This window comes from Bacillus sp. 2175, assembly GCF_057812155.1.
On sequence record NZ_JBSZSU010000011.1, the window covers coordinates 327,804 to 346,097 of the forward strand.

21 protein-coding genes are annotated in these 18,294 nt (G+C 34.1%); 8 read left to right on the forward strand and 13 right to left on the reverse strand.

The genetic code is table 11. The features are described from left to right. Positions 1-309: 309 nt before the first annotated feature. The 4 genes from ACXKY9_RS31930 (at position 310) to ACXKY9_RS31945 (ending at position 3,214) form a co-directional block, all read left to right on the forward strand. Positions 310-1,679, forward strand: a protein-coding gene (locus ACXKY9_RS31930; protein ID WP_087942837.1) for an IS3-like element ISBth167 family transposase whose coding sequence is annotated in 2 segments (ribosomal slippage) — positions 310-775 and positions 775-1,679 — 1,371 coding nt in all. Because the reading frame shifts where the segments join, the coding sequence is not laid out codon by codon here. 667 nt (positions 1,680-2,346) lie between these two features. Continuing rightward, positions 2,347-2,547 carry a hypothetical protein gene (locus tag ACXKY9_RS31935; protein ID WP_000420168.1) on the forward strand — a complete coding sequence of 67 codons (201 nt, stop codon included), beginning with the start codon at positions 2,347-2,349 and terminating at the stop codon, positions 2,545-2,547. 67 nt (positions 2,548-2,614) lie between these two features. Continuing rightward, positions 2,615-2,803, forward strand: coding sequence for a hypothetical protein (locus ACXKY9_RS31940; RefSeq protein WP_000895161.1), 189 nt, complete (start codon positions 2,615-2,617; stop codon positions 2,801-2,803). Between the two features lie 66 nt (positions 2,804-2,869). After that, entirely contained in the window at positions 2,870-3,214 is a 345-nt protein-coding gene (locus ACXKY9_RS31945; RefSeq protein WP_016090505.1) for a hypothetical protein, read from the forward strand. Positions 3,215-3,307: 93 nt separating this feature from the next. Here the strand turns inward: ACXKY9_RS31945 and ACXKY9_RS31950 are convergent, their stop codons facing one another. The 5 genes from ACXKY9_RS31950 to ACXKY9_RS31970 form a co-directional block, all read right to left on the reverse strand. Then, positions 3,308-3,751, reverse strand: a complete 444-nt coding sequence (locus ACXKY9_RS31950) for a DUF5065 family protein (RefSeq protein WP_000765882.1) — start codon at positions 3,749-3,751, stop codon at positions 3,308-3,310. 622 nt (positions 3,752-4,373) lie between these two features. Beyond that, entirely contained in the window at positions 4,374-4,949 is a 576-nt protein-coding gene (locus ACXKY9_RS31955) for a hypothetical protein (RefSeq protein ID WP_000922179.1), read from the reverse strand. 346 nt (positions 4,950-5,295) lie between these two features. After that, positions 5,296-6,432 (reverse strand): IS200/IS605 family element RNA-guided endonuclease TnpB, encoded by a 1,137-nt coding sequence (gene tnpB, locus ACXKY9_RS31960; protein ID WP_170868030.1) that lies wholly within the window; start codon positions 6,430-6,432, stop codon positions 5,296-5,298. A gap of 230 nt (positions 6,433-6,662) precedes the next feature. Next, a complete protein-coding gene (locus ACXKY9_RS31965) occupies positions 6,663-7,718 on the reverse strand; it encodes an N-acetylmuramoyl-L-alanine amidase (protein ID WP_016090503.1) in 1,056 nt (351 codons plus the stop codon). Continuing rightward, on the reverse strand, positions 7,715-7,954 hold the full coding sequence (locus ACXKY9_RS31970; protein WP_000570185.1) for a hypothetical protein: 240 nt from the start codon (positions 7,952-7,954) through the stop codon (positions 7,715-7,717). Before ACXKY9_RS31970 ends, ACXKY9_RS31965 begins: the two co-directional genes overlap by 4 nt. Positions 7,955-8,251: 297 nt before the next feature. On the opposite strand from ACXKY9_RS31970, the gene ACXKY9_RS31975 reads away from it, so the two are divergent. Further along, the gene (locus ACXKY9_RS31975) at positions 8,252-9,445 is read left to right on the forward strand and encodes an IS110-like element ISBth13 family transposase (RefSeq protein WP_000499523.1); all 1,194 of its coding nucleotides are present in this window, start codon (positions 8,252-8,254) and stop codon (positions 9,443-9,445) included. Between the two features lie 94 nt (positions 9,446-9,539). Here the strand turns inward: ACXKY9_RS31975 and ACXKY9_RS31980 are convergent, their stop codons facing one another. From ACXKY9_RS31980 to ACXKY9_RS32010, 7 genes are all read right to left on the reverse strand, one after another. Next, a complete protein-coding gene (locus ACXKY9_RS31980; protein ID WP_016090502.1) occupies positions 9,540-9,773 on the reverse strand; it encodes a hemolysin XhlA family protein in 234 nt (77 codons plus the stop codon). Between the two features lie 190 nt (positions 9,774-9,963). Next, complete coding sequence (locus tag ACXKY9_RS31985) at positions 9,964-10,848, reverse strand: peptidoglycan recognition protein family protein (protein WP_000405795.1); 885 nt, start codon at positions 10,846-10,848, stop codon at positions 9,964-9,966. A 272-nt stretch (positions 10,849-11,120) separates the two neighbouring features. After that, the gene (locus ACXKY9_RS31990) at positions 11,121-11,942 is read right to left on the reverse strand and encodes a M23 family metallopeptidase (protein WP_001051379.1); all 822 of its coding nucleotides are present in this window, start codon (positions 11,940-11,942) and stop codon (positions 11,121-11,123) included. Positions 11,943-12,083: 141 nt separating this feature from the next. Next, positions 12,084-13,052, reverse strand: a complete 969-nt coding sequence (locus ACXKY9_RS31995) for a lysozyme family protein (protein ID WP_016099955.1) — start codon at positions 13,050-13,052, stop codon at positions 12,084-12,086. Between the two features lie 237 nt (positions 13,053-13,289). Beyond that, complete coding sequence (locus tag ACXKY9_RS32000; protein ID WP_000460733.1) at positions 13,290-13,676, reverse strand: hypothetical protein; 387 nt, start codon at positions 13,674-13,676, stop codon at positions 13,290-13,292. A 102-nt stretch (positions 13,677-13,778) separates the two neighbouring features. Beyond that, on the reverse strand, positions 13,779-14,705 hold the full coding sequence (locus ACXKY9_RS32005; protein WP_016090275.1) for a DnaD domain protein: 927 nt from the start codon (positions 14,703-14,705) through the stop codon (positions 13,779-13,781). Between the two features lie 72 nt (positions 14,706-14,777). Further along, complete coding sequence (locus tag ACXKY9_RS32010; protein WP_000527101.1) at positions 14,778-15,014, reverse strand: helix-turn-helix transcriptional regulator; 237 nt, start codon at positions 15,012-15,014, stop codon at positions 14,778-14,780. A gap of 136 nt (positions 15,015-15,150) precedes the next feature. Here ACXKY9_RS32010 and ACXKY9_RS32015 point away from each other — a divergent pair, with 136 nt between their 5' ends. Together ACXKY9_RS32015 and ACXKY9_RS32020 are read left to right on the forward strand one after the other, a co-directional pair. Next, positions 15,151-15,579, forward strand: a complete 429-nt coding sequence (locus tag ACXKY9_RS32015) for a helix-turn-helix domain-containing protein (RefSeq protein WP_000579788.1) — start codon at positions 15,151-15,153, stop codon at positions 15,577-15,579. Between the two features lie 22 nt (positions 15,580-15,601). Next, positions 15,602-16,030 (forward strand): ImmA/IrrE family metallo-endopeptidase, encoded by a 429-nt coding sequence (locus tag ACXKY9_RS32020; RefSeq protein WP_000673778.1) that lies wholly within the window; start codon positions 15,602-15,604, stop codon positions 16,028-16,030. Positions 16,031-16,294: 264 nt separating this feature from the next. On the opposite strand, the gene ACXKY9_RS32025 is transcribed toward ACXKY9_RS32020, so the two are convergent. Beyond that, on the reverse strand, positions 16,295-17,506 hold the full coding sequence (locus ACXKY9_RS32025) for an S-layer homology domain-containing protein (protein ID WP_016090274.1): 1,212 nt from the start codon (positions 17,504-17,506) through the stop codon (positions 16,295-16,297). Positions 17,507-17,890: 384 nt separating this feature from the next. Between ACXKY9_RS32025 and tnpA the strand changes: the two genes are divergently transcribed. Continuing rightward, on the forward strand, positions 17,891-18,289 hold the full coding sequence (gene tnpA, locus ACXKY9_RS32030) for an IS200/IS605-like element ISBth16 family transposase (protein WP_000762755.1): 399 nt from the start codon (positions 17,891-17,893) through the stop codon (positions 18,287-18,289). The last annotated feature ends 5 nt before the right edge of the window (positions 18,290-18,294 follow it).

Here is an 18,294-nt window from a genome sequence, read left to right on the forward strand (position 1 = left end):
TTACTATCGTGTTTATTAGCTATATTCTGTCTAAATATCGCAGGATGTTCTAATGATATGACTATACTAAAGGATAGTTCTAAACCTTCAACACCTACGAAGGCGAAATGCATTAACAAAGCTTGGTACAAAAAACCTATGCCATGTAATAGGTTATGCTAAAGATCATAAGGCGAATATGAATGTATATAGTAAACAACATATAAAAACATTGTAATTAATTGTTGTAAATCTACCTAAAAAGACTATCAATAATGAAGTGCACCCCAATTGTTAGACACATAACTAACAATTGGAGGTGCATTTTTTATGGCTAAATTTTCTTCAAAAGATAAAATACAAGCAGTAAAACGATATCTAGAAGGTACGGAAGGCGGAAAAACCATTGCTAATTCTATAGGGGTTCATCCTAGAGAACTTTATCAATGGATTAAACGGTTTGAATTTTCAGGGGAAAAGGCGTTTGAAAAACGCTATACAACTTACCCTCTCGAGTATAAACTAGATGTAATTCATTATATGAATGAAAATGGGACATCTCTGAGAGAAACAGCTGCTTTTTTTAATATTCCTTCTTGCGAAACACTCCGAAAATGGAAAGTAGCTTATGAAACAGAAGGATTAGATGCCCTAAAATCAAAGAAAAAGGGGCGTCTAACCATGGCCAAAGAAAAAGCTAAGCTCCAACATTTAAAACAAAACGAAGTATTTCTTGAAGGTTCTATAGAAGCGCTACAAGCAGAGAATGAACGTCTGCGTATGGAAAATGACTATTTAAAAAAGTTGAATGCCTTAGTTCAAAAGAAGAAAACATCACAGACCAAGACAAAGCGCAATTGATTTATGAATTAAGGCATAAATATAAGGTCGTTGACCTTGTGAAAGTCGCTAATATCGCTCGTAGTACGTATTATTACTGGATGAAACAAGCGAAACGTCCAGATAAATATAAGAAAGTTAAAGAATTAATTAAAGAGATTTTTAGTGAGAATTTTGGGAGGTATGGTTATCGTCGTATTACATTGGAATTACGTAATCGAGGCCATGCATTAAATCATAAAACCGTTCGACGTTTAATGAATATCCTGGGATTAAAATGTCTTGTTCGATTAAAAAAATATCGTTCATATAAAGGGACTGTCGGGAAATTCGCTCCTAATATTTTAAAACGTAATTTTCACGCATCAAAACCAAACGAGAAATGGGTAACAGATGTGACGGAGTTCCACTTACATGGTAAAAAACTATATCTATCACCCATTTTAGACTTATATAACGGAGAAATTATAGCTTACAATATAGAACATAGACCTGCCTATTCCCTTGTTTCTAAAATGTTAAATAAGGCGTTTCAATGTTTGAATGATAAGGAAACTCCTATTTTACACTCGGATCAAGGTTGGCATTATCAAATGCGACAATATCATCAGTCGCTTAAAAAACATAACGTTATCCAAAGTATGTCCCGTAAGGGAAATTGCTTAGATAATGCAGTCATGGAAAATTTCTTTGGCTTATTAAAGTCTGAATTACTTTATCTTAAAGAGTTTGAAAGTATGGAACAATTTAAGCAAGAACTAGAAACTTATATTCATTACTACAATCACAAAAGAATTAAAACAAAACTAAAAGGATTGTCCCCTGTGCAATACAGAGTTCAATCCTTAGTAGCTGCTTAATATATTTGTCTAATTTTTTGGGTTCAGTTCAATAATGGTGGTCTTGTTTATATTGGTGAGATTGTACTAGGATGATAGAATAGATTTAACTGTATGACGTAGGGTCGGTGCTGTCCTTTCTCTTTTTTATGTAGAGGGAAAGTAGGTGACTCCTATGATGGAATATTTACTGTCTTTGCTACAGAATTTATTGAAAGTATTTCTAGGAATTATTGTTATTGGTTATGGAAACAAGCTAGTGAGTAATATTAGCAAAACGCAAAAGAACCTCCCTACGCCGTCGGAAGCAAAAGGGAAGTTCTAGAAAAAGAAAATAAATTTATTTAGTAACTACCCGCCTTACGGCAATAGTTACCAGAAGAGATGGATCCAGGCATCTCTTCTTTTATTATATACCCAAGGTATTACTGCAATACTACTGTAGTAATAATTATATCTAATGAACATAAAAAATCATTGTGTAAACAATGGGTGTAATGGACAAAAGAAAAGACACCCTAAGGTGCCTTCTTCCGACTTGAGCAATCCTATAGTAATGCGATGTCGATTAATAAAATAATTTATATAAATAATTCGCTATATCTTTATGTACCCTAGCTGATATAATTTATAAGGAAATTATTGGCTAATTAATAACGCACACATATATTAGGGAGGTACATAAGTCATGGAATTAATAATTTCTTCATTTGTATTAGTAGTAATATTCTTTATTCTTTCGATAGTTTTAAGTGGTAAAGGTCAGCGAATAGCAAAAGAAGTTTTAAAAGAGCTTATTAATGGTCCTGAGGGGAAAATGTTGGTAGGTTTTTTTGGATCTGCAGCAGTTACAGGAGTAATTTTTGTCATTTGGCTTCTATTAAATTAAGCATTCCAGTTACTCAGTCTGATACAAGGTGTAAGAAAATTACTGGATAATTAAAGGTACATAAGCCATGTTAGAGGTAATTACGGCATTTTTCTTACTAATCCTCCATTCCATTGTTTATCTCTTTTCAAGTGGAGAAACTAAGCAAATAGCAAAAAAACATATAAAAGAAATTCTTAATAGTCCGGATGGAGTAATAATATTAATTGTTGCTGCGGCACTTTTAATCGGGGGGATATATTTATTATCACTATGATTTCAAATACCTTAGCTTAAAACGTATAAGGAAATTAAAAGTATACAAATAGCACAATTATAAATAATGATATTTATAATTGTGCTATTTTTCATATTTATCATATCTATTATTCTTTCATTATTTTCAAAAGGTGAAACTCAACAAGAAGCAAAAGAAGTTGTAAACGACATTGTTACTGGTTCTAATGGGAAGATACTATTAATCGTTGCTGTGGTATTTGTAATTAGAGGGATATTTATTGTTGGTAGTATTGTAAATGATGGCTATGAATCACCTAAAAATCCAAGTATGCGAAACGATCGTACACCTTTAAATTGTGCTCATTATGGTGGAGAATGGGACACCGGTGGTCTTTTTGGAGAAGCTAAATGTGTTTATAATAAAACTTATGAATCGGATAATAAATAATATATAAAGGCCTTATCTTTTCTATAGGAAGATGAGGATTTTTTATGCATAAAAAAGACACCTAAGGTGCCTTTTTCTAATGTGTTTACATCCTTAATTGATTGTAAATTGATTTGAATACGTGAATTCACCACGATATTTAATTACAGCGACATAATTACCACTTGTATAGCTATCTGTGATAGGTGTTTGCCAAATTTCTGTTCCAGGAATAAATTCTGGTTCTATTGTTTGGAATCGTTCTAGGGTACCATTTGTGTGGATTTTATAAATTTCCATTTGCGCACCAAAATGTTCCCTACCAAAGTGCTGTGTTAAGTAAAATGTATCACCAGTTATTAAATTCCCAATCTTCCAATCAGGTTGGTATGTACTTTCCTCTGAATTTTGTAAATCCATAATGGTTTTGAATCCCCAATCATCATTAAGTGGATCTGAGTAAGCTGCAGCTGCTTGTGAGGTAGGCTTACTCATTTCTACTGCAGTAAACCCACTAAATGTTAACGCTCCAATTAATGCTATTTTTCCTAATTTCATTGTTGTTTCCCCCTGCCAAATTTCAGAATTATTTAAAATCATATACAAACAATAATATAATTCGTTGTATTATATTTCAAATATTTTCTAAAAAAATCCAGAATAAAAAGACACCCTAAGGTGCCTTCCTCTTACTTATGAATCAAATTTATATTTTGTTCACTTTATTCAGTATGGTGATGATGGTCTTTGTATAGCAATAGAACCAAATCACGCTATAAGCATTAGCGGACATCAAAACATTCAAAATCGGTCTTTTATGTCCGCTAATACTTAACGTAAGTTTTGGTTCCGTTGCTACACAGACGACTATATCCTCTCTACTGACTGTGGTTGCATTTTCAAACAACAAAATTATAAAATCTATTTATATAATCTTAATGATCTAAATTCCTCGTATTCCCTCATTCTCTTGCAAAATGTCGCTTTCTTCATGCCAGCCTTATCCATGTACTCAACAGCGTTGATCTTTCCTACCTTCCATTCCTTACTATCCTCTTGCATGTACCAAACATTAGAATTGAAACCTTTGAGATTACTGTTCCCTTAACTACAAAGAAAACGCTAAACTTCATATATACTTCTGAGTATGTTATGTAATACTAATTGGTTTTTATGATAATTATTCGTAAGTGGATAATTCACTACGCGCCTCTTCTATTGTATCCCTAGCAATTCTTAACGATTTTAAACATTTGTCTAATTTCGCTAAATCTGTTTGGCTCGCAGCATCTCCATAGTTGTCTATAACAAATTGCAAGTTATCCATCGCCTTTAAAATAGATGAATGTAGACCCTTTAATTCTGTTGGGGGTTCTACATATCGTACACTTGAGATGAGATAAGACATTTTATAGAAAACATCGCCTACTTCTGAAACCCACGATTTGTTTATAGTCCCCTTAATTTCTGCATCAGCCTCTAAAATTCTAAATCGGGTCGCCACATCAGATAGGTCCTTTAAATAATCATCCATTACCCATGCATAATGCTGCTTGTCTAAATGTTTATAATCACTTGTTTCGGCTCCTTGCTTTACTTCTTTTTGATTTCCTATATTTTTTTTATCCGCAGTGAATTCCTCAACTGCTGCTGTAATGGTTTTTATACCTTTTTTGCTACCAACAAGAGCGTCGATAGTTAAAATACTACAGATAAAAATCACAAACATGGCAATCCACTTAGCCCATTTCAGCATAAAAAAACTCCTTACTTAATATATTTCTCCTAAATTATAATACAGGATTAACGTTCATTATAAACAACATGTCTCTTTACCTAATACCTTACCTTCTGTTTTTCCAAAATCGACATCTTTAAGTAAATCTATATCATGTCAAAAACGATGTTTAAATATTGTATCATTAAATTAAAATATAACACTATAATATTTTCCTATCAAGAATATTTTTCCAAACCAAAATCATTCATAGACTCTTCTTTTCACCATTAAACCTAATTTATACATATTGAACTACCCCCACTTTCACTTCGTTTAGAAGTGAGGGATTCCTAAGTAAAGAGTTCTATCGAACTCTAATTGATTAGGCTAACCCCGCAGTCCTTGCGGTTAGAAGCCTTATCGCTTCATTCTTTAGATTGATACTTGCGTTAATATCTCTATCATGATGTGTTTGACAAGAAGGACAGTCCCATTCACGTAGGTTGAGATTTTTAACGTCTTTATTTTGATACCCACAACAAGAACATAATTGGCTGGAAGCAAATGTTTTCGATACGACAATGACTTGTTTGCCATACCATTTTGCTTTGTATTCTAACATGGATCGAAATTGCGACCAAGATACCTCACTAATTGCTTTTGCTAACTTATAATTCTTTAACATATTCGATACTTGCAAATCCTCTATACCGATAACATCGTGGTTTTTGATGATTTCAGTTGAAATTTTGTCCAAGTAATCTTTTCTAGCATTGGATATGTATTCATGAATTCTAGCTACCTTTACTCGTTGTTTATTCCAGCGAGAAGATCCTTTCATTCTTCTAGAAAGCACACGCTGTGCTTTCGCCAACTTATCTTCTAATGATCGGAAAAACTTCGGATTTTCATAGTGGGTTCCATCTGACAAAATAGCGAAATCTTTTAGTCCTACATCTATTCCAATGTAAGAACTTGTTTTCGGAAGTTCTTGTACTTCTGTTTCAACTAATAGTGACACAAAATATCTACCAGAAGGGTTCCGTCTAACCGTAGCATTTACAATACGCCCCTCTACTTCGCGACTTTTGGCAAATCGAACAAGACCTAGTTTCGGCAACTTTATTTTGTTCCCTACAACGGCAATGTTTTCATTTGTTTTTTTTGTAGTATAAGATTGTACGTTGTTCTTCTTAGATTTAAAGCGCGGTGCGCTGTTTTGTTTTTTGAAAAAGCGTGTATAAGCATCCGCAAGGTTGCGAACAGACGACTGAATCGCAATACTATCCACTTCTTTTAGCCAAACAAGCTCTTTCTTCATGGCAGGTAGTTTGGCAGAGCATGTACCATAGGTCAAGCCTTTTCCTGTCTCTTTGTATGCTTGATCCCATAAGGATAGGAAATAATTGAATACAAAGCGAGAACATCCAATCGTTTTGTTGATTAGAATTGCTTGTGCCTGATTTGGATAGATACGAAACTTATAGGCTTTATTCATGATTATTTGATTCACCTCCATTTCGGTATATGACTATTATACACCAAACGTACATTCGATAGGTAGTCGAGTAACACTTTCTGTATGTCGAACAATTAAGATGGCTTCCTGCCATCCCTTGTTCGAAGCCAATTCATCTCCCACCTACTCACTGGGCTGTGACCCTTCACGCTCCTTGAGGAAGGAGTCTTCTTGGCTAAAATAATAAATAAAAAAAGAGGATCGCCCCATACTAGAGCAGATCCTCTCTTTCACTTCACATACACATAGGCTTCGTTTGCTGCTATATAATATGTTTTACCTTTACTATTGTGCACTCTATATTGTGGTGAATTATTTACAATTACCTTTGTATCAATAATGAATCCTAAACCCATATCTACAGTACCGGCAACATCTTTATCCTGCCAAGATGGAGAATCATAGAAACGTAAATTATTTACTTTTGAAATAACTCTTTTACCAATTACTGTAGCAGGCTCATTACCTTGGTAACGAATATATGAAGAATCATAATAAATCCATTGATTACCACCAAGATGTAACCAGTTTCCTAATTTACCCCATACTTTATAAGCCTCACCTTTTTGTAGCTTACGAATAATACTATTTTCTGTTGATGGTCCAAAGCGGAGATTTACATTGTATCCTTCAATATATGCAATACCATTCGACTCTACTGTACCAGATATTTCATTTGTTGTTTGTGGTTTGGTATCCACTGTAACCGTGCTCCCTTTATAAACCTTTAACACGTCTGCTCGGAACTTAGCCTCAGATACGCCATGACTACGAAGATAATCTATTGGATCTTCATGGTCTGTCCCACCTAATTTATACGTAATATCCCTATGTGTCCATAATCCTTTAGAGGGATGAATATTTCGTTCTCGCAAGATTTCCCCAATTAATTCTATATATTTTTCATATGAACGTTTAAATTTCAATGGATCACTTGTCTCACACAATTCCACATGAACAAATCTAGCATTTGCTGCTGGACCTGCCCCCCATGCCTGATGTTTTGTAGATGCAATTTGAATCTTCTCATCCCAATCCACTGCGTAGTGAACAAACGCTGAACGCCATGTACGAGACTCATACTTTTGAATATTAATTGCTGGCGCCTCTGGGGTAGCTGTAGAATGTGCTACAACACCTTCATAAGCTCCAACACCATAACGGTATGGTTGTTTTGGTAAATCAGGAATAAATAGAATTCTATCAGCAAATACATTTGTTTCAATTGATAATACTAAAATAATAGCAACAACTATGGATAAAATATGCTTGTATTTCTTTTTCATTTTCTATCGGCATCCCTTTTTATAATTTTTGTATGGTCAAATAATCCACTAGCTGACAATCCGATAATCATTCCTTGAAATAGATTCATTTTAATATCTTGAGACAAAAATAAAACACCTAGCGTAATGCCAAGTGTTAAATTAAATAACGGAATATATTTTGTTTGCAGTCCAGTTGTTTTTGCAATTTGTGAAATCCCTACAACAACCCCAATCATTGCTGTAATTTCAATCATTACATACCTCCTCCTCGTATGATAAAGTTAGGTTTTTTAGGAAAGGGATTTACCTATAAACCCGTGAGTATCTAGTTATATGAGATACTTATATTTGTAGATAGAGTGTTGCCGACCACCTCCTTGAATCTTTGTATTCGGTTGAAAGAATGGTACCTCTGTCTAATAAGTAGTTTACGAATGAGTTGGATGTTGATGACCATTGGTCATTCTTCGTATCTCTTACGAGGTAGTAGCGCTTATTAGTTCAGAGGAGGACAACACTATCTAACACTGATTAAAATAGGGGTGTAAGCTATGTTCTATTTAGGTATTGATATCGCTAAACATAAACATTATGCGTCCATTATCGACCAAACTGGAAAACCTATTACTAAGCCATTTCCCTTTCAGAATCATAAAGAAGGCGGACAAGCACTGTTAAATTGGATGTACCAATATATTGAGTCTCCTACAGAAATACTGATTGGAATGGAGGCAACAGGACATTATTGGTTAGCCGTTTATTCTTTTCTACTTGATCATGGCTTCTCAGTCGTTGTATTAAATCCAATTCAAACCAATGCTTGGCGAAAAGGAACAGAAATTAGAAAGCGAAAAACAGACGCCATTGATGCCACTATGATTGCCGATATCATTCGATTCGGCCGTTTTGTTGAAACCCCACTTGTGGACGAGAAAATGTTCGCTCTAAAACAAATGAGCCGCTTTCGTAATGCGCTTGTAAGTAATATGAGTGATTTAAAACGAAAAGCTCTTGTCGTATTAGATCAGACTTTCCCAGAGTACCAAAGCATCTTTTCGGATGTTTTTGGTAAAACTTCTTCGCAAATCTTACTTGAATATGCCTCTCCTAGTGACTATGAACAGATATCTATTGATGATTTAACACAAATAATTGAGCAAACCAGTCGTAATCGACTGGGGAAGAAAACAGCCAACAAGCTAATGGAATTAGCCTCTAATTCGTTTGGTGTTACCTTCTGTAAAGACGCTTTTTCCTTCCAACTAAAAATGTTGATGGAACAAATTCGTTTTATCGAAGATCAAATCAAAGAATGTGAAGAAGAAATGTCACAACTTTTAATTGATTTAGATACTCCTATCATGACAATACCTGGTGTTGGGCCCATTTTAGGAGCCACTATACTAAGTGAAATTGGGGATATTCACCGCTTTGACAAACCATCTAAACTTGTCGCTTACGCAGGCATTGATGCCTCTGTGTCCCAATCTGGACAATTTGAAGCCTCAGGTACGTCTATATCCAAACGTGGTTCTTCTCATTTGCGTAGAGCCTTATTCCAAGCGGCTATTACAGCGCATAAACATGACCCTGTATTAAAAGCTTTTTATGAAAAGAAACGAAAGCAAGGAAAGCACTACTATGTTTGTATAGGGGCGGTAGCTAGAAAGCTGTGTTACATTATCTATGCCATTCTTAAAAGCAATAAGCCTTATGAAGTACCACCTCACACAACAGAAACATGACCTTTTCATTTTTTTTGAAAATCCTTAGGTTTATTTGGCACGCCCTTTTTTAGAAAAACACCCCCTATTTATATAAAAAACTCCCCTTGACTTCTCATAGTTGGTCTTTCAAAAAGAAGGTAAGAGCAGCTCCAATTAGTCCACCAATAATAAGGCGTAGGATCCAAGTTGTATTAGCACTGATTTTGTCTAATTGCTTATTAATATTAATAATGTCCTTTTCATTACCTGTCGTCCGCATTTCTAAACTTCTAATCTCTAATCGTATTTCCTTAATATCTTGCCTTATTTCCTGAACATCACCCTTCACCTCTTGTAAACTATCCATTTTACCACCTCTTTCCTACTTCTTATTTAATTCAACATAAACAAATTACGCACTAAACTACTCCTTTTATTCTTGAATCGATACATAAAAACAACTTAGTATAGAACACTACTGACATTTTCTATTTCCAATCATACTCCAATCCAAAAATTAAATAGCCACTCATACGAGTGACTCTAATTCTTTAACCTTATCTCACATCAAAATGTTCTTCTTTTACCCATGCATTATTTCCAATCGCCAAATAACCATCTTTTCGTGCCAAAATTCTATATGGAACAGACCCGTCTACAAAGCCTGTATAATTTCCGTTAGGACCATCATACGTGTTAATACCGCCACCTGGTGGATATTTTGAATAAGCACTGAACCATTGCACATCGAAATGTTCCAGAGCAGCCCATGCCTCGTTTCCGAGACAAATCATAGGATTTTCATACCACGCTGCATCTATAATAAGATACGGTGTTTTATCATAAATCACCCTCGTAAAATATCCTCCTTGCGGTTGGCTATATAGATTAATCCCTCCATTATTCGGATATTTATTTACAGCAATCCCCAGACCTACTGGCTGTATTGGTTTATTATTATTGTTGTTAAATGCTTTATTTACCTTCTCAATGAATTGATCCAATCTTCCCTCGTCAAGCATACGGTGTGGACAATGTTTCCCACTCCACGATTTATGTGTACGTACATTACTAATTGGAATGTTGAATTGTTTCATTAACTGAGCTATAACAATTGCTGCATTATCTTCCGCCTTATAATATCTATCCCCACCGCTTAAAGAATAGCAAATTTCCACTCCGATGGATTTACGATTACCATTTCCGTTACCATCACCAGCATGCCAAGCATTACGATCAAACGGAATACCTTGTACTGCTTCTTTGTCATCTACTGCAACATGGAACGAAACTGCATTATTATTTCCAATCATATAAGAAATTTCATTTTCAGCTGATGCATCATTGTACGTATTATGTACTGTGATGAATTCTGGCTTCATTGCATTGGGACATTTTATAGCATATTTACTTGAATCCACTAATTTTTTTCTAATCTCCATTACTGAACATCTCCTTTTTATTCTCTCGTTTTTATTACTTAAAATTCTCACTGCATTATTTAGTACATCTAGTAACCTAATCTCCATACGGCCAGCATTTTCTCTAATAAATTCCTTGTCTTCACCTGCTAAAAAAGAAAAAGAGCAACTGTTTATCAGTTGCTCTTCCTTTAATTCCTCTCTACACTCCTACACCATCGTTTTAAACGAATTCATAAAAAAGTATCACACTGCTTCTTCCATTTAATTTGATATTTATAGATTTCAAAATACTATCTCACATTAAAATGTTCTTCTTTTACCCATGCATTATTTCCAATACCCAGGTAACCATCTTTTCGTCCTAAAAGTCTATACGGAACAGACCCATCTACAAAACCTGTATAATTTCCGTTAGGACCATCATACGTATTAATACCGCCACCTGGTGGATATTTTGAATAAGCACTGAACCATTGCACATCGAAATGTTCCAGAGCAGCCCATGCCTCGTTTCCGAGACAAATCATAGGATTTTCAAACCATGCTGCATCTATGATAAGGTACGGTGTTTTATCATAAATTACTCTCGTAAAATGTCCACCTTGTGGTTGGCTATATAGATTAACACCCCCATTATTTGGATATTTATTTACAGCAATTCCAAGACCTACTGGTTGTATCGGTTTATCAGTATTGTTGCCACTGTCACCTTTCCCCAAATAATCTAGTGGATTCACAGCATTACTCTTACTAGCATCCCAGCGCCCTTTATGCAATTCAAAATGTAAGTGTTGGCCACTAGACTCCCCTGTGTTCCCCATAACCCCAATAGTTTGTCCTTGTGTAACATAATCGCCTACTTTTACTGTTCGAGAACCACTACGCATATGAGCGTATACAGTTTCCCATGTAACTCCATCAATAGTATGCACAATCATAATACATTCACCATAACTAGATGAAAGATAAGAACGGCTAACCTGCCCGCTAGCTGCTGCATAAATCGGATGATAGCCCGCTTCAGCAAGGTCTACCCCATGATGATCTGGTCTACTTCCTCTAAAACCACTTGTTACTCTTGTTGTATCTGTAGGATAAATAAATTTTGCCATATTAGTCTTCCTTTCTATTTTTACACAATATAAAAAAGGTGCTTGAATGAGCACCTTCGTTCACTGTCTATATTTATTATTTTTTGGATGTATTTTAGCTTTTCAAATCTTAAGATTAACCGAACGAAAAGCTCCCCGTTATTATCTAACATCAAAATGTTCTTCTTTTACCCATGCATTATTTCCAATCGCCAAATAACCATCTTTTCGTCCTAAAAGTCTATATGGAACAGACCCATCTACAAAACCTGTATAATTTCCGTTAGGACCATCATACGTGTTAATACCGCCACCTGGTGGATATTTTGAATAAGCACTGAACCATTGCACATCGAAATGTTCCAGAGCAGCCCATGCCTCGTTTCCGAGACAAATCATAGGATTTTCAAACCATGCTGCATCTATAATAAGGTACGGTGTTTTATCATAAATTACTCTCGTAAAATGTCCACCTTGTGGTTGGCTATATAGATTAATACCACCGTTATTCGGATATTTATTTACAGCAATCCCCAAGCCCACCGGTTGTATTGGTTTATTGTTATTACCAGCTTCATCAAAATCTACATATTGTTTAACAATTTCAGAGTAGAAGAAATTCCCTCCATTTTTATATCGATAGCCACCATTATATGCAACAGCAATAGGCTGACTATACTTGACCATAGCACCAGTTGTATTACCAAGTGATGGCGCAACAACCGTTTTAGAATACTGATCTGCCACCGGTAATGAATGTTGTTTATTGTTAGAAGCTAACCAGCGAAGGTAAGCTCGTCCAAAATTATATGATTGAACAATGGCACTTAAATCTGTAATGCCATTTTTCTTTGCATCATCAAAAGCTCCTTTTAGATGCTTTACTCCATAATAAATTGAATCTTTAGGATTTTTAATTGTATTCATCGCCCAACCTTGTGATTCACTGGACTGCATAATATCAGGTGTTGTTTCAGAGTTTCCTCCACTCTCCACCATAATAATCCCAAGTACATAGGGAACTAATTCAGACACACCTTGTGCTGAACATTCACTTTCTACCATTGATTGCCAACGTAACACTTGTTGTGGCAGATTCTTTGTTTTAACTGAAGCAGCTAATATACTCATTACTAAATCTCTCCTTATTTTCCTATTATTTTTTCTATAAAACTCTTAATCTACTAAGTACCTCTAACACTTAAATGAAAATTATTTTTTAAAATTACTTCATGTTGCTCACCTTCTTTCACAACAAAAAGAGCAACCATAAAAATAGTTGCCCTTTCGTCGAAATCTTATATTACTACTATAAATCACTTTTTCAATACTTTCTGTACACTGCATGTATCCTACAAAAAGGTAACATTAAAACCCATCTACAAACTTGACAATCTTTCTTATTTCAGCATGTTTGCGTCGGATATAGCCTGTACTATAATGCAAGTCAAACGCTATTTGTTCTAAGGTCATTCCATCAATATACTTCATTTTGAGTATTTGATGATCTAATCCTGTAAACTTATTAATTAAAATCTTTAAATCAAATACTTCATTCATCTTATGTCCTAATTCATATTCAATAGCTTCAATCCGATCTTCTACTTTAGCCCCTTCCGATTCAGCAGTTAATCGTATATTTTGCAAGTCCCCACTAGTCCAGCGCTTTAATTCTGCTTTTGATTTGTCTAAGTTATATTCTAAATATGCAATTTCTTCTTCTAGTTTCTGATAATCTTTGAGCCAGTCAAACATATAATAATCCCCCTACTTTTCTTTATTTAAATGCTGCTTTTATTTTTATCACCAAAGATAATCTAACCTTATTATCAATTTAATAAAATTTATAAATATTAATTATGATTTATATTTTTTTAATAAAGTTTTTAATCTCTCACGCTCTTCTTCAATAGTTAACTCATTATTTTTTATAGGCTGCTCTTCTGGAATATCTTCTTTTTCATGTAACCATTCTGGTACCATTTCATTTCGATTGGTATTCCCTGACCCAAATTGTTTTTTATTCTTACCAAGATCAAACTGTGCATCTAGCATAGCTACATCCTTGAGTGTTTTTACCTTTTTTGCTTCCCAATTTTTAAGAATCCCACGTACATATCTCCACTTTGGTACATTTTCATCAATTGATCTATTTACTGCTTCCCCAATTAGTTCACTACCTAGTGATTCACAAAATGCACCAAGCTCTATAATTGCTATTTCACTTAATGAAATTCTATTCTTCATCAAAAATTGATGACTTATTTTAAAATCTTCATTTGTTAATTTTTTTGAGAGTAAACTTTGTTTATTATCATGAATATGATTTATATTTTGTATATTAGTATTTAGTTCTTTCGTACTTTGTATATTAGTATTTAGTTCTTTCGTACTTTGTATATTAGTATTTAGTAGCTTGTGATTATCCACCGGTAGGTTACCAGCAACAGGTTTTCCAGCAGGTGGGTTTTCCACTGGTGGATAATCATCCACTGGGATTTCGTAAATAATTGTCTCCCACCTAACAATTTTGTTTTTTTCATCTCTAACAGGAAATCTTCTAATATATCCGTACTCTTTTAATTCCTGCATTCCAGCTCTTAAGCTATTAATACCGTCTTTTGCATGTTGCGATAATTCTTCTCTATAAAACACCCAATCATCTGGAAGTGTAAGTATGTAAGCTAATATTCCTTTCGCCTTCCAAGAAAGCCTCTTATCCTTTAGACCGGTATTATTAATAACGGAATAATTATTATCTTTTTTTACTCGGAAAATCCCCATATTATCTACCTCTCATATTTTCAAACCTTTTTTACTTACTTATTGCAACTCTTAACTTCTCCATGACAAAATCTACTTTCCACACTTTTTAAACCAAAGTGCGGTTAAAAAGAACTTAAAGTTCGATTTATTACTAAAAAAAATATCATCTACACTCTTATCAAAAAACTGTGCAATCTTCCTAGCTGTCTCCATTGATGGCGTTCTTTCTTTTTGATCAATCATTCGAATATAGCGTTCAGTTACTCCGCAATAGCTAGCAATTTCTTTATATAAGTTTTTTTTCGGATCGTACATTTTATTTCCCATTATCACACCTCCATAAGAACAATTAGTTCTAAATACAGATTAAAGAACCAATTGTTCTTTGTCAATGCATAAAAGAACTTTTTGTGCTAAAATGAATTCAAAGAGAACAATTAGTTCAATTAGAGAGGTGAACGATGTGATAGGACTTAGAATAAAATCCTTACGAAAAAAAGAGAATTTAACTCAAAAACAACTGGCAGAAAAAATCGGCGTATCCCAAAGAATGATAGGTTACTACGAATCAGAAGAGAGGTTCCCTCCACATGATGTTTTAACTAAATTAGCTGATTGCTTTTCAGTTTCAGCTGACTATTTACTTGGTCGATCTGTTACAGGCGAACCAAACGAACAAGTAACGCCAAAAGATGAGAAAGATATAGCAAAAAGAATGGAAGAAATAAAGAAAGATCTACAAGGCGAAGATGGCTTAATGTTCTCTGGTGAACCTATGAGTCAAGAAGCGGTAGAGTCATTATTAGATGCGATGGAGTACATTGTAAAACAAACAAAAGTAATCAATAAAAAATACGTGCCTAAGAAATATCGTAATCCAGACGATAACTGATGCAAGCTTAGGAGGGAAAACATTGAAATTCGTCATTAGAGATCTAGTCCAACAACTTTGCACCAAATACAACACGAAAAATCCCTATGAGCTTGCAGATTACTTAAAAATACATGTACTAACATGGGATTTACATGAAGAAATAAATGGTTTTTATAAATATGAAAAAAGAAATCGTTTCATTGTTATTAATACTAATTTATCTCCATCTATGCAGAGAACTGTTTGTGCCCATGAATTAGGACACGCGGTTCTACATACTCATGCAAATACACCTTTTCTGCGTAAGAATACATTCTTTTCCGTTGATAAATTAGAGATAGAAGCAAATACGTTTGCTGCGCTTTTGTTAATTGACCAAAAGACCATTCAGCGTGGTGATACAAAAGCATGTATAGCATACAAAAATAATATTCCTGTTGAACTTTTGGAATTTTACAAGCCTTGCTAAAGGAATTAAGATGTTTTAATTGTTGGTTCAAACGCTGACGAGAAAAAGAGAGTGCTCCATCTTTAAAGCAAAAGAAATGAAATAGTATCTATTGTTTAAAAAATCTATACAGTTAAAACATATAAAAAAAATGCACCTCTAATTGTTAATTATGTGTCTAACAATTGGGGTGCACTTCAATAACAGTAGGTCTTTTTCAAAAAATCAATAAGCCCTAATATTGTCTATCCTTCACTGTACGAAAATCAATACACTACTTAAATATTACTTTCCTTGTACAGAAATTCCTAATACATAGTAATCTGGATGTAGAGTAACTACAGACTCCCCAGGTTTTACCCACTGTAGAGGACTTACATTTAATTCTACGCTATGATTATCTTTTTCAAAACGATTGATATAATCCTTATCATTTTTTACAAAACTATCAATTTCTTTTTTTAATTCTGGATTTGGATTTACTAATCTATCAATCTCTTTATCAAGAGTGAAATTCGGATTTATCATATGCATCCAGTTTTTCGCTAGCTCAACAGTTGATTTGTCAACGACAAACATGAAATAGAAGTTATCTTCATCCTTCCCAACAAACGAAAATGAACCATGAGAGTCAATCATTCTTGGTAAATTAGGAGTATATAGATCAATTTCTGATGCTACATATCTATATCTGAAATTCGCATTATACTTCTTATTTACTTCAGTAACAAGATTTTGACCTTGTTTAGAAATAGATCGCTCTCTTACAGATGAAATTTCAATTGAATATCTATCAAAGAAAAAATCATCTGTCACTAACGCATTGGGAATACCTATTGGCGTTACCCCTGGTTTTGTCTCTGGCTTTGGCTCTGGTTTTGTTTCTTTTTCAACTGCATTAATAGAGTTATATAAGAACTGACTATACGCTTCACGTGTTACAAACATTTTTGGAGAATACATATTACCTCCAGTACCAATTGTAACCCCATTTTCCTCTAATGCACTAATTGCACCGTAAGACCAAGAATTTTTATCAACATCTGCAAATTTTGTTGTTTTCGTTGCCTTAAATTTAAAAGCATTTGTAAGTGCTTGTGCCATTTGTTCACGAGTTAAAATATCATCTGGACCATACTTTCCATCACCAAATCCATTTACAAATCCTGCTTTAGCAAGTGCTAAGATTTCTTTTTCAAACAAATGTCCTTTAATATCAGTAAACGGATTTTTGAAGCTAGCATCTGCATCTGCTGGTTTTAGGTACATATAAATCATTCGAGCAACTTGCCCACGAGTTACATTGTCACCAAAGCCAAAGATATTATTTCCGTACCCTTGCACTACTTTACGATTTGTTAAATCATAAATTGCTTTTGTAGACCAGTGATTTGCTGGAACATCTTTAAATGTTGTATCTGCCTGTACATTTGATAAAGATGTTAAAGTTGTTGCTGCAAGTACTACACCTGTTAAAATCATTTTTTTCATTTTCATGCTATTTCCCCTTCTTCTCCTAATTATTTTTACGAATCAAAATATACTTTATTTTCCAACGTAATCATAATAACACATATACATTATATTTATATATATTTATTTATTGTTTTTAATGATAAAAATACTAATCCCTACAGAACACTATAGACTAAAAAAACTCTTCTTGCCTATAGAAGAGTTTTTACTACATTTTTACTGTTAAATAGCATTTTCCTTTATTTTAACGAACTTCCCGAAAGAATTCTCCTTCCTCAAGCGTGTGAAGGGCGTAGCCCAACGATAGGTGGGAGATGAATTTCGGTTTGGCGTAGCCAAAAGGTTTTCCTTTTTATTTCACCTCTGATATAATCAGTCTTATAAATTATAAGGGCTGGTATATAAATGAAATTAGATAGTAATAACCATTCAGTATTCTTGTTATATTATCACCTTGTGTTGGTCGTGAAATACAGAAGAAATGTGTTTGATGATGATATGTCAGACTATGCAAAAGAGATGTTTGTTCGACTATCTGAAAACTATAACATCACGTTAGTTGAATGGAATCATGATGTAGACCACGTTCATATTTTGTTCAAGGCACACCCTAATACAGAAATGACAAAATTCATCAATGCTTATAAAAGTGCAAGTTCTCGACTTATTAAAAGAGACTTTCCACAAGTGAAAAAGAAACTTTGGAAAGAGATGTTTTGGTCAAGAAGTTTTTGCTTGCTAACTATTGGTGGTTCGCCAATAGACGTAGTAAAAACATATATTGAAAATCAAAGTGAAAAGTGAGGTGA

Coding starts and splice junctions, on each gene's coding strand:
- ACXKY9_RS31935 (WP_000420168.1), top strand. CDS start 2,347: ATGGAATTAATAATTTCTTCATTTGTATTAGTAGTAATATTCTTTATT.
- ACXKY9_RS31940 (WP_000895161.1), top strand. CDS start 2,615: ATGTTAGAGGTAATTACGGCATTTTTCTTACTAATCCTCCATTCCATT.
- ACXKY9_RS31945 (WP_016090505.1), top strand. CDS start 2,870: ATGATATTTATAATTGTGCTATTTTTCATATTTATCATATCTATTATT.
- ACXKY9_RS31950 (WP_000765882.1), bottom strand. CDS start 3,751: ATGAAATTAGGAAAAATAGCATTAATTGGAGCGTTAACATTTAGTGGG.
- ACXKY9_RS31955 (WP_000922179.1), bottom strand. CDS start 4,949: ATGCTGAAATGGGCTAAGTGGATTGCCATGTTTGTGATTTTTATCTGT.
- tnpB (WP_170868030.1), bottom strand. CDS start 6,432: ATGGAGGTGAATCAAATAATCATGAATAAAGCCTATAAGTTTCGTATC.
- ACXKY9_RS31965 (WP_016090503.1), bottom strand. CDS start 7,718: ATGAAAAAGAAATACAAGCATATTTTATCCATAGTTGTTGCTATTATT.
- ACXKY9_RS31970 (WP_000570185.1), bottom strand. CDS start 7,954: ATGATTGAAATTACAGCAATGATTGGGGTTGTTGTAGGGATTTCACAA.
- ACXKY9_RS31975 (WP_000499523.1), top strand. CDS start 8,252: ATGTTCTATTTAGGTATTGATATCGCTAAACATAAACATTATGCGTCC.
- ACXKY9_RS31980 (WP_016090502.1), bottom strand. CDS start 9,773: ATGGATAGTTTACAAGAGGTGAAGGGTGATGTTCAGGAAATAAGGCAA.
- ACXKY9_RS31985 (WP_000405795.1), bottom strand. CDS start 10,848: ATGGAGATTAGAAAAAAATTAGTGGATTCAAGTAAATATGCTATAAAA.
- ACXKY9_RS31990 (WP_001051379.1), bottom strand. CDS start 11,942: ATGGCAAAATTTATTTATCCTACAGATACAACAAGAGTAACAAGTGGT.
- ACXKY9_RS31995 (WP_016099955.1), bottom strand. CDS start 13,052: ATGAGTATATTAGCTGCTTCAGTTAAAACAAAGAATCTGCCACAACAA.
- ACXKY9_RS32000 (WP_000460733.1), bottom strand. CDS start 13,676: ATGTTTGACTGGCTCAAAGATTATCAGAAACTAGAAGAAGAAATTGCA.
- ACXKY9_RS32005 (WP_016090275.1), bottom strand. CDS start 14,705: ATGGGGATTTTCCGAGTAAAAAAAGATAATAATTATTCCGTTATTAAT.
- ACXKY9_RS32010 (WP_000527101.1), bottom strand. CDS start 15,014: ATGGGAAATAAAATGTACGATCCGAAAAAAAACTTATATAAAGAAATT.
- ACXKY9_RS32025 (WP_016090274.1), bottom strand. CDS start 17,506: ATGAAAATGAAAAAAATGATTTTAACAGGTGTAGTACTTGCAGCAACA.
- tnpA (WP_000762755.1), top strand. CDS start 17,891: ATGAAATTAGATAGTAATAACCATTCAGTATTCTTGTTATATTATCAC.